Source organism: Azospira sp. MPR-LB4, from assembly GCF_058809525.1.
The window spans coordinates 1,826,025-1,840,811 of record NZ_CM179521.1; the positions used below are offsets into that span (position 1 = coordinate 1,826,025).

The window sequence follows — 14,787 nt, forward strand, 5'->3', positions numbered from 1 at the left end:
GCCTCAGCAGGTTTCCACCAGCATGGCACCGCCCTGGCCGCCGCCGATGCAGATGCTGGCGACGCCCCGCTTGCCGCCCCGGGCTTTCAGGGCATGCAACAGGTGCAGCACGATGCGGGCGCCGGAGGCGCCCACCGGATGGCCCTGGGCCACGGCGCCGCCATCCACGTTGAGCTTGTCCTGGTCCAGGCTGCCCAGGGCGCCGGGCAGGCCCAGTTCCTCGCGGCAGTAGGCATCGTCTTCCCAGGCCTTGAGGCAGCCCAGCACCTGGGCAGCGAAGGCCTCGTTGATTTCCATCAGGTCCACATCGTTGAGCCCCAGGCCGTGACGCTGCAGGATGGGGGTCACCGCATGCACCGGGCCCAGGCCCATCTGGGAAGGATCGAGGCCGGCCCACTGGGCGTCCACGATGCGGCCCAGGGGCTCGAGCTTCCAGCGCTTGACGGCACTTTCGGAAGCCAGCAGCAGCCAGGCGCCGCCGTCGGTGATCTGGGAACTGTTGGCCGGAGTGACCCGGCCGTATTTCTTGTCGAAGAAGGGCTTGAGCTTCTTCATCCCGTCCATGCTGGCATCGACCCGCACGCCATCGTCCTCGGCATAGACGGTGCCGTCGTTGCCCACCAGGGGCACGATCTCGCCGAAGGCCTGCTTGGCCCGGCCGGCCATGACCCGCTGATGGGAGCGCACGGAAAAGGCATCCATCTCTTCCCGGCTGATGCCGAAGCGCCAGGCCAGGTTTTCCGCCGTCTGGCCCATCAAGAGGCCCACCACCGGGTCGGTCAGGCCCTTCATCAGGCCGATCACCGGATTGAGCAGCACGCTGGGGCGCAGCTTGAGGAAGTGCCCGGCCTTCTGGCCCAGGGTCTTCATCTGCATCATGCCGGCGAACCACAGCACCATGGCGTCGTTGTAGAGCAGGGGCGCCCGGGACAGGGCATCCACGCCGCCGGCCAGGACCAGTTCGGAACGGCCGGACTGGATGTTGGCCATGGCCGAATCCAGGGCCTGCATGCCGGAGGCGCAGTTGCGCATCACCGTCCAGCCCGTCACCTTGTTGCCGCAGCCCAGGCGCAGGGCTGCCACCCGGCCGATATTCACCTCGTCCGGGCTGGGGCTGGCACAGCCCAGCACCACCTCGTCCAGATCCTCCGGGGCGAAGGGCTGGCGGGCCAGAAGGGCCCGCCCGGCCTGCACGGCAAGATCGGCGGCCGAGAACGGGCCGGGCCCGTTCTTCGCCTTGAGGAACGGGGTGCGTGCCCCATCCACCACGTAGACCGGCTCAAATGCTTGCTGCTGGGCCATGTCTCTCTCCTTTGGTTTTGTCTTTTACGTTTCTGCTTGTAATCGTCCCGGGGTCACCCACAAGGGGCGCCCCGGGATCGTGGGTCCTGCTGGCAGGGCGGTTCAGGCCGCCTTGCGCACTTCCGGCTTGTTGAGGGCCGTGGCCACACCGAAGTCGGGGGCAAAGTCATCCACACGGATGACGATGTCCCGCAGCTCGTTGCGCCGCTTGATCACTGCGTACTCGGCGGCAGAGAGGACGCCGGCCTCGTAGGCGGCCAAGGCCACGTCGCGTACGTTGGCGAGGGGGTTGCCGTCGAACTTGCCGCTCTTCTCCGCTTCCCGGATCTTGGCCTCGATGGGCTCGGCTTCCAGGGTGGCGGCCAGGGCCAGCTCGATGGCGCCCACGGCATCCGCTTCCGTCTTGGCGACGAAGCAGCCGGCGGTGAGGCGCTCCCGGGTGGCGCTGGGAGAGATCAGGGCCTTGGCCACCTGATGGCCGATGTCGTCGGAGGGCACCACATGGGGACGGCCGAAGGGGAAGATGACCTTCTTCAGGAACCAGCCCACCAGCGGGCTCGGGTAGTTGGCGAGGACGCCGTCAAAGGCTTCCTGGGCCTGCACCAGGGAATCCTGCACCGACCAGTGCATGAGGGCTGCATCGGCCTGCTGCCGGCCTTCCGCCTCGTAGCGCTTCAAGGTGGCGGAGATCAGGTACATCTGGGCCAGGATGTCGCCGAGACGGGCGGAGATCTTCTCCTTGCGCTTCAGACCGCCGCCCAGGACCAGCATGGAGACGTCGGAAAGGAAGGCGAAGGCAGAGGAGAAGCGGGTCAACTGCTGGTAGTAGCGGCGGGTCTCCGGCGCCACGTCGGCACCGACGCCGGCGAAGCGGGCACCGGTCAGGCCCAGCAGCAGGGCGCGCACGCCGTTGCCGATGGAGAAGCCCATGTGGCCGAACAGGGCCTTGTCGAAGCCGACCAGGTCGTTCTTCTGGGCGGCCTGCATTTCGGCCAGCACGAAGGGATGGCAGCGGATGGCGCCCTGGCCGAAGATGATCAGGCTGCGGGTGAGGATGTTGGCGCCTTCCACGGTGATGCCGATGGGAATCTGCTGGTAGGCGCGGCCGAGGAAGTTGGAGGGGCCGAGGCAGATGCCCTTGCCGCCGATCACGTCCATGCCGTCATTGACCACCTTGCGGGCCCGTTCGGTGACGTGGTACTTGGCGATGGCGGAGACCACGGAAGGCTTCTCGCCCAGATCGACGGCGCCGGCGGTCATGACCCGGGCGGCGTCCATCATGTAGGTGTAGGCGCCGATGCGGGTAAGGGCCTCTTCCACGCCTTCGAACTTGCCCACGGCCATCTTGAACTGGCTGCGGACCCGGGCGTAGGCGCCGACGGCGCGGGCGGTGAGCTTGGCCATGCCGGTGTTGGAGGACGGCAGGGAGATGGAGCGGCCGGCAGCCAGGCACTCCATCAGCATGCGCCAGCCCTGGCCGGCCATCTTGGGGCCGCCGATGATGAACTCCAGAGGCATGAAGACTTCCTTGCCCCGGGTCGGACCGTTGTGGAAGGCGGCGTTCAGGGGGAAGTGGCGGGTGCCGATTTCCACGCCGGGGTGGTCGTTGGGGACCAGGGCGCAGGTGATGCCGATATCCTTCTTGTCGCCCAGCAGGCCCTGGGGATCGTAGAGACGGAAGGCCAGGCCGAGCACGGTGCACACCGGGCCCAGGGTGATGTAGCGCTTGTCCCAGGTGACCTTCATGCCCAGCACTTCCTGGCCCTGCCACATGCCCTTGCAGACCACGCCGTAGTCGGGGATGGAGGCCGCATCGGAACCGGCCCAGGGGCTGGTGAGGGCGAAGGCGGGCACGTCGATGCCCTTGGCCAGGCGGGGCAGGTAGTGGTTCTTCTGCTCGTCGGTGCCGTAGTGCAGCAGCAGCTCGGCCGGGCCGAGGGAGTTGGGCACCATGACGGACACGGCCAGGGCGGAGGAACGGGTGGACAGTTTGGTCACCACCTGGGAATGGGCGTAGGCGGAGAATTCCAGGCCGCCGTACTTCTTCGGGATGATCATGCCGAGGAAGCCCTTGTCCTTGATGTACTGCCACACGTCGGGCGGCAGATCATACAGCTCGTGGGAGACCTTCCAGTCGTCGGTCATGGCGCAGGCCTGATCGACCTCGTTGTCCATGAAGGCCTGTTCTTCGGCCGTCAGCTTGGGCTGGGGATAGGCCATCAGCTTCTGCCAGTCGGGCTTGCCGCGGAACAGCTCGCCCTCCCACCAGACGCTGCCGGCTTCCAGCGCCTCCCGCTCCGTGTCGGACATCTGGGGCAGGATGCGCTTGTAAATGGAGAAAAGAGGCCGGCTGATCAGGGCCCGACGCAGAGGACGGACACTGATCAGCACGGCTAACGTCAAGAGTGTTGCCACACTCAACAGAGGGATGATGCTCATGGATGCTGTCTCCTTTTATGGTCTCGCGGCCAATCTGTGTCGGCTCTTCGAGTTGTTATTCCGTGGTTACTACAAGGTTTGCAACTTCAGCTTTCGAACTGGGGCAACTGGGCACGCAGGCCGCCGAGGAGGAAGGACATGAGCCGGGGCAGCAGCTTGTCCAACCCCTCGTCCGCCTCCTGGGGCTCGATGCCCCAGTCGGTGACGATGCGCAGGGCGTCCGTACCGGCGATGGCGTAGGACGTGGCGCCGAGCATGAAATGGAAGCGCCAGACGATTTCCGCCTTGGGCACATCCGGCAGGGCCTTGAACAGGGCCTGCTTGTAACGGTCCACCACTCCGGCGTATTCCTCGGCGAAGAAGGCGCGGATGAAACCGGAGGGTTCGGTCATGGTGCGGCCGATCAGGCGCAGGAAGGTGCGCCCGCCCAGGGCCTCGTGCTCGGCCATGCGGATCAGGGTGCCGAAGAAGGCATCGACGATCAGGGACGGCTTGAGGGGCTTGCCGGCGGCTTCGGCCTCCAGCTCGTCGAGGATGCGCAGGCGCTCCTGGTTGAGCCAGGTGAGACGGCGGCGGAACACTTCCTGGATCAGCTGTTCCTTGGAGCCGAAGTGGTAATTCACCGCGGCCAGATTGACCCCGGCGGCGCCGGTGATCATGCGCATGGAGGTCCCTTCGAACCCGTTCTCGGTGAACAGGTGTTCGGCGGCGTCAAGAATGCGCTCCCGGGTATCGGCGCTGTTCTTGGCATCGGCGGGCGGCAGGGACTGGGCAGCTTGGGTCATGTTGGGGCGAGCTAAATTCAAACGAGTGTTTGAATCATATGTTTAAAAAAAATGAAGTGCAATAGATTCGGTAAAGTTTTTTCAAGACGTCTTTACACAGCCACCGGCACCGGCCCGAAAGCCAATAGGGACGGCACTTTCCAGGCACGGCAGGCCAGCAGGCCCGCCCCTTCTGCCTCCCGGGCCCGCGCCATTGCGCTACCACACCCCTGCCCGTCCCGCTGCCAGGAAATCCCGCACAAGTGCCGGGGCCCGGCGGCGGCCCCCTGCTAGAATTGGGCCATGCGCCGCTCATCCTCTGCCCACCTGCCCCGCCCTGCCGGCGAAGTCCATGCCTGGCCCACCATCCGCACCCTGTTTCCCTACCTGTGGCAGTACAAGTGGCGGGTTTCCGCCGCCCTGATCGCCCTGGTCAGCGCCAAGCTGGCCAGCGTCGCCGTGCCCCTGGTGTTCAAGCAGATGATCGACAGCCTGTCGCCCCAGGAGACGGCCCTGGCCCTGCCGGTGCTGCTGCTCCTGCTCTACGGCGGCCTGCGCTTCGGCACCGCCCTGTTCACCGAGCTGCGGGAAATGCTCTTCGCCCGGGTCACCCAGCGGGCGGTGCGGCGCATCGCCCTGGAGGTGTTCCGCCACCTGCACTCCCTGTCCCTGCGTTTCCACCTGGACCGCCAGACCGGCGGCGTCTCCCGAGACATCGAGCGGGGCTCCCGCTCCATCTCCAGCCTGATCAGCTACACCCTCTATTCCATCCTGCCCACCCTGGTGGAGCTGGGCCTGGTGCTGGGCATCCTGCTGACCCACTACGACTGGGTCTTCGCCGCCATCACCGCCGCCTCCCTGGTGGCCTACATCGTGTTCACCGTGCAGGTGAGCAACTGGCGCATCGGCATCCGCCGCGCCGTCAATGAAATGGACTCGGCCGCCAACTCCCGGGCCATCGACAGCCTGCTCAACTACGAGACGGTGAAGTACTTCAACAACGAGGACTACGAGGCCAGGCGCTACGACAGCCAGATGCAGCAGTGGGAGGATGCCGCCACCCGCAGCCAGGTCACCCTCTCCTTCCTCAATCTGGGGCAGCAGGCCATCATCGCCGCCGGCGTCACCCTGATGATGTGGCGCGCCACCGCCGGCGTGGTGGCCGGCACCATGACCATCGGCGACCTGGTGCTGGTCAATGCCTTCCTCATCCAGCTGTACATGCCCCTCAACTTCCTCGGCGTGGTGTACCGGGAAATCCGCCAGGCCCTCACCGACATCGAGCGCATGTTCAAGCTGCTCGGCGAAAACCGGGAAGTGGCCGACGCCCCGGACGCCATCGCCCTGCCCCCGGGCCCGGCGGAGGTGCGCTTCGAGGCGGTGGATTTCGCCTACGATGCGGCCCGCCCGATCCTGCACGACCTCTCCTTCACCATTCCCTCGGGCCACACCCTGGCGGTGGTGGGCCACTCCGGCGCCGGCAAGTCCACCCTGTCACGCCTGCTCTACCGCTTCTACGACGTCAGCGGCGGCGCCATCCGCATCAACGGCCTGGACCTGCGCCAGATGACCCAGGACAGCCTGCGCAGCGCCATCGGCATCGTCCCCCAGGACACGGTGCTGTTCAACGACACCCTCATCTACAACATCCAGTACGGCCGCCCCGGCGCCACCCGGGAGGAAGCCATTGCCGCCGCCCGGGCCGCCCAGCTGGAAGCCTTCGTCGAATCCCTGCCGGAGAAGTGGGAAAGCCGGGTGGGCGAACGGGGCCTCAAGCTTTCCGGCGGCGAGAAGCAGCGGGTGGCCATCGCCCGGGCCCTGCTGAAGAACCCGCCCATCCTCATTTTCGACGAGGCCACCTCGGCCCTGGACTCCAAGACCGAGAAGGCCATCCAGGCCCAGCTGGAGCTGGCGGCCCGGGGCCGCACCACCCTCATCATCGCCCACCGCCTGTCCACCGTGATGGAGGCGGACGAAATCCTGGTGCTGGAGGCCGGCCGCATCGTCGAACGGGGCCGCCACGCCGAGCTGCTGGCCGCCGGCGGCGCCTACGCACAGATGTGGGCCCTGCAGCAGCAGGAAGAACTGGGCGCCGCCCTGGCAGACGACGCCCCCAGCCTGGAGCCGGCCTGATGCGCCTTACCGTGCCGGCACCGGCGGCGATGACGGCGGCCGCCTGACCATGTCCAGATCCGCCCACCCCAGCCTGCCCTCCCGCGCCCGCCGCCGGCTGCGGCGCCAGCCCCTGCCGCCGCGGCTCACCGCCCTGGTGGTGCTGGTGGTGCCCATGGCCATGACCCTGTTCAGCTGGCAACAGCTGCGCCACATGGAACAGCAGCAGGCCAGCGCCGCCTTCTCCCGGGAAGCCTCCCGGGTCTCCGCGGCGATGGAGGAACGGCTCAACGACTACGCCCAGGTGCTGCGCGGCGGCTCCGGCTTCCTCCACGCCACCCCCAATCCATCCCACCAGGCCTGGCACCAGTTCAGCGAACAGCTGGAACTGTCGCGCAAGGTGCCGGGCATGCTGGTGCTGGGCTACCTGCCCCGGGTGGCGGCAGCCGACTTGCCGGCCTTCACCCAGCGCATGCGGGAGCGGGAAGGCGTCACCGGTTTTTCGGTGCGCCCCCCCGGGCCCCGGGATGAATACTACCCGGTGGCCTTCATGGCGCCGGAGGCGCCCCTGCGCAGCGCCTTCGGCTTCGACGTGGCCTCCGAACCGACCCGCCGGGAGGTGCTGCAGGCCGCCCGGGACATGGGCGTGGTGGCCATGTCCGGCCCCATCCGCCTGATGGCGGACCCGGAACATGCTTCCCCCAGCCTGCTCATGGTCGCTCCCCTGTACAGCACCAACGGCGTGCCGACCATCCAGGAGCAGCGGCGGCAGGCACTGCAGGGCTATGTCTTCACCCTGTTCCGGGTGGATGAATTCGTCGACAGCCTCAGCCTCAGCGGCAGCGCCCAACTCAATATCCGCATCAGCGACGACAGCGGCGGCAGCAGCCAGATCAAGCACCTCTACGGTGCCAGCGGCAGCGGCCCCAGCAACCCCCTGTCCGAGGAGCGCAGCTTCTACTTCGGCGGCCGTTCCTGGCAGCTGCACCTGGAAAGCCAGGACCCGCCGGAGCAGGGCCCCGAGCTGCCCAGTTCCCGCATCCTGCTTTTTTCCGGCACCGCCATCAGCATGCTGCTGGCCCTCCTGACCCTGCGTCTGGGCAGCCGGCGCAGCTTCGCCGAACAGCTGGCCCGCCGCCTCAGCCACGAATGGGCAGAGGCCAACAGCCGCCTCACCGGCGTCTTCGCCGCCCTGCCCGACCTCATGTTCGAGCTGGACCGGGACCGCTGCTTCCGCCACTATCACGCCCCCAACGAAGGCGAGCTGTTCGTGCCGCCCCACAGCTTCCTCGGCCGCCATCCCCGGGACATCCTGCCGGCCTCCCTGGTAACGCAGCTGGAGCAGTGCTGCGACCGGATCGATGCCGGCGTGCGCCTGCAGATCATGGAGTACCAGCTGCCCCGCCACGACGGCGAGATCGGCGAGTACGAGGCCCGCATCACGGCCATCGGCGAAGGCGGCTACCTGATGGTGGTGCGCAACGTCTCCGAGGTGCGCCGCACCCAGCAGGCCCTGCTGCAGGCCAACGCCCGCATGAAGTCGGTGTTCGACTCGGCCACCGAAGTCTCCATCATCACCACCGACACCGAAGGTCTGATCACGGTGTTCAACCGGGGGGCGGAGAAGATGCTCGGCTACAGCGCTGCGGCCATGGTCGGCCAGGCCACCCCCGCCATCCTGCACCTGCCGGAGGAGGTGGAGGCCAGGGCTGCCGAACTGAGCCGGGAATTCGGCTGGAAGATCCAGGGCTTCGAGGTCTTCGTCACCCGGGCCCGCCTCACCGGAGCGGAGCGGCGCGAGTGGACCTATGTGCGCCAGGACGGCAGCCACCTGACGGTGAGCCTGGTGGTGACGGCCGTCTACGATGAAGCCCACAACGTCACCGGCTTCCTCGGCGTGGCCGTGGACATTACCGCCCTGAAGACGGCGGAGGCCGAGTTGCGCCGACACCGGGACCATCTGCAGGAGCTGGTCAGCGAGCGCAGCGCCGACCTGCTGGTGGCCAAGGAGGCGGCGGAGTATGCCAACCACACCAAGTCCGAGTTCCTCGCCAACATGTCCCATGAGCTGCGCACCCCGATGCACGCCATCCTCAGCTTTGCCGGCCTGGGCCTGAGTCGGGCCGGCAGCATTCCGGGGGCGGAAAAGCTCAACCACTATTTCCAGCGCATCCGGGAAAGCGGGGAGCGGCTTCTGGCCCTGGTGAACGACCTGCTCGACCTGTCCAAGCTGGAGGCGGGCAAGATGTCTTTCGAGCCGAGGCCGGTGAATCTGCGCCCCCTGATCCGGGAGGCCGCCGGCGAAATGGAGTCCCTGCTGCAGGAGAAGAGCCTGCATCTGGTGCTCGACGAACGGGGGCCGGCAGAGGTTTACTGCGACCCCCTGCGCTTCGGCCAGCTGATCCGCAACCTGCTCTCCAACGCCATCAAGTTCTCCCCCGTGGGCGGCGTCATCCAGGTGGGCTTTGCCCCCACCACGCTCTCTTCGGGCCGCCGCAGCGGCGACCGGGGCAATCGCAGCGCCGTGGAGATGACGGTGCGCGACGAAGGGGTCGGCATTCCGGTGGACGAACGGGAGCTGGTCTTCGACAAGTTCGCCCAGAGCAGCAAAACCAAGACCGGCGCCGGCGGCACCGGCCTCGGGCTGGCAATATGTCGCGAAATCGCCCTGGCCCATCGCGGTACCATTGTGGCCAGAGGCAACGACGGCCCCGGCACCTGCCTCGCCGTGACCCTGCCGACCCCGGAAGCCAGCCCCTCCATCGAGGATAGAGCATGACCCATCACCTGCTGATAGTGGACGACGAGCCCCTCAACCTGGAAATCCTGTCCGAGTATTTCGACGGCCAGGGCTACCGCCTGAGCATGGCGGAGAACGGCGAGGTGGCCTGGGCCATGCTGAGGCAGCACCCGGACGTGGATCTGGTGCTGCTCGACCGCATGATGCCCGGCATCGATGGCGTCGAGTTGCTCAAGCGCATCAAGGCCGACCCGGAACTGAAGCCCATTCCGGTCATCATGCAGACTGCCGCCTCCGCCCCAGAACAGGTGCGGGAAGGACTGCTGGCCGGCGCCCTGTACTACCTGACCAAGCCCTATGAGCGGGACTCCCTGATCTCAATCGTGCGCGCCGCTCTCACCGACGGCAACACCCGCCGCGATCTGCAACAGCGCCTGCGCGAGCACACCAATGCCCTGCGCCTGATGGAGTCAGCCCGTTTCAGCCTGTCCACCCTGGACGAAGTCGGCTGCCTGGCCGTCTTCCTGGCCCAGGCCTGTCCCGAACCGGAAGGGGCCGTCCTCGGACTGTCCGAGTTGCTGGTCAATGCCATCGAGCACGGCAACCTGGGCATTTCCTATGAGGAGAAATCATCCCTAAAACGCAGTGACCGCTGGCAGGAGGAAATCAGCCGCCGCCTGCAATTGCCGGAGAATGCAGGCAAGCGGGTGGATGTCACTTTCGAACGGGACGGGAGCACCATCCGCATCTGCATCACCGACCAGGGCGAGGGCTTCGACTGGAACCGCTACCTGGATTTCGATCCGGCCCGGGCCTTCGACCCCAACGGCCGCGGCATTGCCATGGCCCGCCTGGGCAGCTTCCAGGACCTGCAGTACCAGGGCAAGGGCAACGTGGTCCTGGCCACCATCGGCGAGACGCTCCCGTGACGCGCAAGAGCCCGCCCCTGCGCATTCTGGTGGCCGACGACTCCCCCAGCATCCGCCAGATTCTGCTGGCCCTGCTGGGACGCCAGGGACACCAGGTGATCGCAGCCGAGGACGGCCAGCAGGCCCTGGATCTGTTCCACCGCCACCAGCCCGACCTGCTGCTGCTCGACATCATGATGCCTGTCCTCGACGGCATGGAGGTGGCACGGCGTATCCGGGCAGAAAAGCTGGATCGCTGGGTGCCCATCATTTTCCTCTCGGCCCTGGACCGGCGCGAGAATCTTGTGGCGGGCCTGGAGGCTGGCGGCGACGACTTCCTCGCCAAGCCCCTGGATTTTGCCCTGCTCGATGCCCGCATCCGCTCCATGCACAAGGCCCTGGACCTGCAACGCCAGGCGCGGGAGTCCTATCGGCAGTTGAAGGCCATTTCCGACAACGTCCTCGATGCCATCGTCACCATCGACGTCCACGGCCGCATCCTCTCCTGCAACCAGGCCACCGAACGGATTCTCGGCTGGCGCCCGGAGGAACTGCGGGGCCAGAACGTCAATGTGCTGATGCCCGAGCCCTATCACTCGCGCCACAACGACTACATGCGGGCCTACGTGGAAGGCGGTCCGCCCAATGTCTTCGGTTACGGGCGCGAACGCCCCGCCCTGCGCAAGGACGGCACTGTCTTCCCCGCCGAGCTGGCGGTCACGGAAATCCGCGACGGTTCCCAGCGCATTTTCATCGGCCTGCTGCGGGACGTGACCGAACGCAAGAATGCCGAAATGAAGCTGATGGAGAATGCGGCGGCCCTGCAGCAGTACTACGATCAAGCAGAAGAGGAAAACCAGTTGGCCGCCCGCCTGCTGGACAAGCAGATGCTGCGCCCGGGATTGCAGGATAGCCATGTGCACTACTGGCTCAGCGCCGCCAAGAACTTTAGCGGCGACGTGGTTGCCGCCACCCGCACCCCGGATGGTTCTCTGGTAGCCCTGCTGGCAGATGCGACGGGCCATGGCCTGACGGCGGCCATCAGCACCCTGCCCCTTCTCACCGTCTTCTATGGCATGGCGAATCGGGGCCTGCCCCTGGAAAGCATGGTAGGGGAGATGAACCGGCACCTGAAGGCATCCCTGCCCACCGGCCACTTTGTGGCGGCCAACGTGGTTCTCCTTGATCCAGCCACCGGCACCGGCCAGGCCTGGTGTGGAGGCATGCCGGAATCGTTGTTGTTGGACGGCGACGGGGAAGTCGTCCGGACCTTCGCCTCCCGCCACCTGCCATTCGGCATCCTCGGCACAGATGAATTTGAGGCAAGCATTGACACCTTCCCGTGCACACCAGGGCATCAGCTGATGCTCTATTCCGACGGCTTTAAGGAAGCGGAGGGGAAGAACGGTGCCCAACTTGGCCACGCCGGCTTGCGCGAAATCCTGCGGGGCGTGCCCCCCGAACAACGGCTAACCGCCCTGCAACAGGCATTGGCCGAACACCTGGCCGGCAGCCCTGCCCAGGACGACATTTCCGTTTTGCTCCTGGATTGCTGACGCAACACGGAGGCAAAGTGTCGGCCCTGCGGCAAACGCAGGACGAAAAAAAAGCCAGGCAAGCGCCTGGCTTTTTTCTTGGGAGACTTCAGCCTTAGGCTGCAGCTTCCTCGGCAACTTCCACAGCTTCGCCTTCCGGGCGATCCAGCAGTTCGACCAGAGCCATCGGGGCGTTGTCGCCCTGACGGAAGCCGCACTTCAGGATGCGCAGGTAGCCGCCGTTGCGGGTGGCAAACCGGGGACCCAGGACGTCGAAGACCTTGACGACCATATCGCGGTCGCGCAGGCGGTCGAAGGCCAGACGGCGGTTAGCCAGGCTGGGCTTCTTGCCCAGGGTGATGATCGGTTCCACCACGCGGCGCAGTTCCTTGGCCTTGGGCAGGGTGGTCTTGATCACTTCGTGCTTGAGCAGGGAATTGCTCATGTTGCGCAGCATGGCCAGACGGTGGGCGCTGGTCCGGTTCAGCTTGCGAAGACCGTTACGGTGACGCATTTTCTAATCCTCTCTCGTTCGGGCCGCGTTAGACTTTTTCCAGACCCGCGGGCGGCCAGTTTTCCAGCTTCATGCCCAGAGTCAGGCCGCGGGCGGCCAACACTTCCTTGATTTCATTCAGCGACTTGCGACCCAGGTTCGGGGTCTTCAGCAGCTCGTTCTCGGTCCGCTGAATCAGATCACCGATGTAATAGATGTTCTCGGCCTTGAGGCAGTTGGCGGAGCGCACCGTCAGTTCCAGGTCATCCACCGGGCGCAGCAGGATCGGATCCACCTGCACCGGCTTCTGGGCCTCGACCATGGGGGCAGTGCCTTCCAGGTCGGCGAACACAGACAGTTGCTCCATCAGGATGCGGGCCGCAGTGCGGATCGCTTCCTCGGGCTCGATAACACCGTTGGTCTCGATGTCCATGACCAGCTTGTCCAGGTCGGTACGCTGCTCGACGCGAGCGCTTTCAACCAGATAGCTGACACGACGGACCGGGCTGAAAGAAGCATCCAGCACCAGTTGGCCGATATTCTTGGTATCACCCAGATTGCGCATGGTACCGGGGACATAGCCGCGGCCCTTTTCCACCTTGATCTCCATGGACAGCTTGCCGCCGGAGGAGATGTGGGCGATCACGTGATCGGGGTTGATGATCTCGACGTCGTGGGTGGTCTCAATATCGGAGGCGCGGACAATGCCCTCGCCGTCCTTACTGAGCTTCAGCACGACTTCGTCGCGACCGTGGAGCTTGAAAACGATACCCTTCAGATTCAGAAGGATATCAACGACATCTTCCTGCACGCCATCGATGGTCGAGTACTCGTGCAGGACGCCGTCGATGCTCACGTCGGTCGGCGCGTAGCCGGGCATCGAGGAAAGCAGAATACGCCGCAGGGCATTGCCCAGGGTGTGACCGTAGCCGCGTTCAAACGGCTCCATCACAACCCGGGCCTGTACCGGCGACAGGCTCTGCACATCGATGATGCGCGGTTTCAGAAGTCCAGTGCTTTGCATGTGCTGTCCTTTGCCTGTTCAGTCAGCCTGCCTGGCATTACTTCGAATAAAGTTCGATGACCAGGCTTTCGTTGATGGTGGAAGGCAGTTCGGAACGGATCGGAGCAGCCTTGAAGGTGCCCTTGCCATTCTTCGCGTCCACATCCAGCCACTCGGGGAAGCCGCGGGATTCGGCAGCCGCCAGGGCAGCCTTCACACGCAGGGAACCACGGGAGCGCTCGGTCAGCTCCACCACGTCGCCGGGGCGAACTTGGTAGGAGGGGATGTTCACACGCTTGCCATTCACCAGCACGCCGTTGTGACGGACGATCTGGCGGGATTCGGAGCGGGAAGCGCCGAAGCCCATGCGATAGGCCACGGAATCCAGACGGGACTCCAGCAGTTGCAGCAGGTTTTCGCCGGTCACGCCCTTACGACGGTCGGCTTCTTTGTACACGCTACGGAATTGGCCTTCCAGCACGCCGTAGATGCGACGGATCTTCTGCTTTTCACGCAGATGCACGCCGTAGTCGGACAGGCGCTGGCCAGACTTCTGACCATGCTGACCGGGGGCGTAGGCACGGCGCTCAACAGAGCACTTGTCGGTGTAGCACTTCTCGCCTTTGAGGAAGAGCTTTTCGCCTTCGCGGCGGCACTGACGGCATTTCGGATCGAGGTTACGAGCCACGAGTCACTCCTTAAATGCGACGCTTCTTCGGCGGACGGCAGCCGTTATGCGGCACAGGCGTCACGTCGGAGATTGCGGTGATCTTCATACCCAGGGCGTTCAGGGCGCGCACGGCGGATTCGCGGCCGGGGCCGGGTCCCTTGATGCGCACTTCCAGATTCTTCACGCCACACTCTTGAGCAGCCTTGCCGGCAGCCTCGGCTGCCACCTGAGCGGCAAACGGAGTGGACTTGCGAGAGCCCTTGAAGCCAGCACCACCGGAGGTTGCCCAAGACAGGGCATTACCTTGACGGTCGGTGATGGTGATGATGGTGTTGTTGAACGAGGCGTGAATATGGGCAATGCCCTCGGCCACGTTCTTCTTGACCTTTTTACGTACTTTGGCAGCAGTCTTAGCCATTTCCTATCCTCTTATTTGCCCTTTTGGACAGCCTTGCGCGGGCCCTTGCGGGTACGCGCGTTGGTGCGGGTACGCTGACCACGCACGGGCAGACCCTTGCGGTGACGCAGGCCACGATAGCAGCCAAGGTCCATCAGACGCTTGATGCTCATGGTCACTTCACGGCGGAGGTCACCCTCGACAGTGAACTTACCAACTTCATCACGCAGGCGTTCCATCTCGGCGTCGGACAGGTCCTTCACCTTGGTCGAACGAACGACACCCGCTGCGTCACAGATCTTCTGTGCGCGGGTGCGACCAACGCCGAAAATCGCGGTCAACGCGATCTCAGCGTGTTTGTGGTTGGGAATATTTACCCCAGCGATACGGGCCATTAAGTCACCCCGGAAAAGCGAAACCTACA

12 protein-coding genes are annotated in these 14,787 nt (G+C 65.3%); 4 read left to right on the plus strand and 8 right to left on the minus strand.

Going from position 1 to position 14,787, the window contains the following annotated elements; all coding sequences use genetic code 11:
• Positions 1-3: 3 nt before the first annotated feature.
• From AC3QLZ_RS08500 to AC3QLZ_RS08510, 3 genes are all read right to left on the minus strand, one after another.
• Positions 4-1,302, minus strand: a complete 1,299-nt coding sequence (locus AC3QLZ_RS08500; RefSeq protein WP_014235445.1) for an acetyl-CoA C-acetyltransferase — start codon at positions 1,300-1,302, stop codon at positions 4-6.
• A gap of 102 nt (positions 1,303-1,404) precedes the next feature.
• On the minus strand, positions 1,405-3,741 hold the full coding sequence (locus tag AC3QLZ_RS08505) for an acyl-CoA dehydrogenase (RefSeq protein ID WP_014235446.1): 2,337 nt from the start codon (positions 3,739-3,741) through the stop codon (positions 1,405-1,407).
• Between the two features lie 86 nt (positions 3,742-3,827).
• The gene (locus tag AC3QLZ_RS08510) at positions 3,828-4,526 is read right to left on the minus strand and encodes a TetR/AcrR family transcriptional regulator (RefSeq protein ID WP_130459229.1); all 699 of its coding nucleotides are present in this window, start codon (positions 4,524-4,526) and stop codon (positions 3,828-3,830) included.
• A 282-nt stretch (positions 4,527-4,808) separates the two neighbouring features.
• Between AC3QLZ_RS08510 and AC3QLZ_RS08515 the strand changes: the two genes are divergently transcribed.
• From AC3QLZ_RS08515 to AC3QLZ_RS08530, 4 genes are read left to right on the plus strand one after another with little or no spacing between them, the layout of a single operon-like run.
• Positions 4,809-6,638, plus strand: coding sequence for an ABCB family ABC transporter ATP-binding protein/permease (locus AC3QLZ_RS08515; RefSeq protein ID WP_014235448.1), 1,830 nt, complete (start codon positions 4,809-4,811; stop codon positions 6,636-6,638).
• A 49-nt stretch (positions 6,639-6,687) separates the two neighbouring features.
• A complete protein-coding gene (locus AC3QLZ_RS08520; RefSeq protein ID WP_014235449.1) occupies positions 6,688-9,396 on the plus strand; it encodes a CHASE domain-containing sensor histidine kinase in 2,709 nt (902 codons plus the stop codon).
• Positions 9,393-10,286 carry an ATP-binding response regulator gene (locus tag AC3QLZ_RS08525; protein WP_014235450.1) on the plus strand — a complete coding sequence of 298 codons (894 nt, stop codon included), beginning with the start codon at positions 9,393-9,395 and terminating at the stop codon, positions 10,284-10,286. Before AC3QLZ_RS08520 ends, AC3QLZ_RS08525 begins: the two co-directional genes overlap by 4 nt.
• Complete coding sequence (locus AC3QLZ_RS08530) at positions 10,283-11,821, plus strand: SpoIIE family protein phosphatase (protein WP_014235451.1); 1,539 nt, start codon at positions 10,283-10,285, stop codon at positions 11,819-11,821. Before AC3QLZ_RS08525 ends, AC3QLZ_RS08530 begins: the two co-directional genes overlap by 4 nt.
• A 94-nt stretch (positions 11,822-11,915) precedes the next feature.
• On the opposite strand, the gene rplQ is transcribed toward AC3QLZ_RS08530, so the two are convergent.
• Genes rplQ through rpsM form a run of 5 tightly spaced genes read right to left on the minus strand, consistent with a single transcriptional unit; the run spans position 11,916 to position 14,758 of the window.
• Entirely contained in the window at positions 11,916-12,314 is a 399-nt protein-coding gene (rplQ, locus tag AC3QLZ_RS08535) for a 50S ribosomal protein L17 (protein WP_014235452.1), read from the minus strand.
• A gap of 28 nt (positions 12,315-12,342) precedes the next feature.
• Complete coding sequence (locus AC3QLZ_RS08540) at positions 12,343-13,317, minus strand: DNA-directed RNA polymerase subunit alpha (RefSeq protein ID WP_014235453.1); 975 nt, start codon at positions 13,315-13,317, stop codon at positions 12,343-12,345.
• 37 nt (positions 13,318-13,354) lie between these two features.
• Positions 13,355-13,984: a 30S ribosomal protein S4 gene (rpsD, locus tag AC3QLZ_RS08545; protein WP_014235454.1), complete on the minus strand. Its 630-nt coding sequence runs from the start codon at positions 13,982-13,984 to the stop codon at positions 13,355-13,357.
• Between the two features lie 10 nt (positions 13,985-13,994).
• Positions 13,995-14,384: a 30S ribosomal protein S11 gene (gene rpsK, locus AC3QLZ_RS08550; protein WP_014235455.1), complete on the minus strand. Its 390-nt coding sequence runs from the start codon at positions 14,382-14,384 to the stop codon at positions 13,995-13,997.
• An 11-nt stretch (positions 14,385-14,395) separates the two neighbouring features.
• A complete protein-coding gene (gene rpsM, locus AC3QLZ_RS08555; protein WP_014235456.1) occupies positions 14,396-14,758 on the minus strand; it encodes a 30S ribosomal protein S13 in 363 nt (120 codons plus the stop codon).
• Positions 14,759-14,787 lie beyond the last annotated feature (29 nt).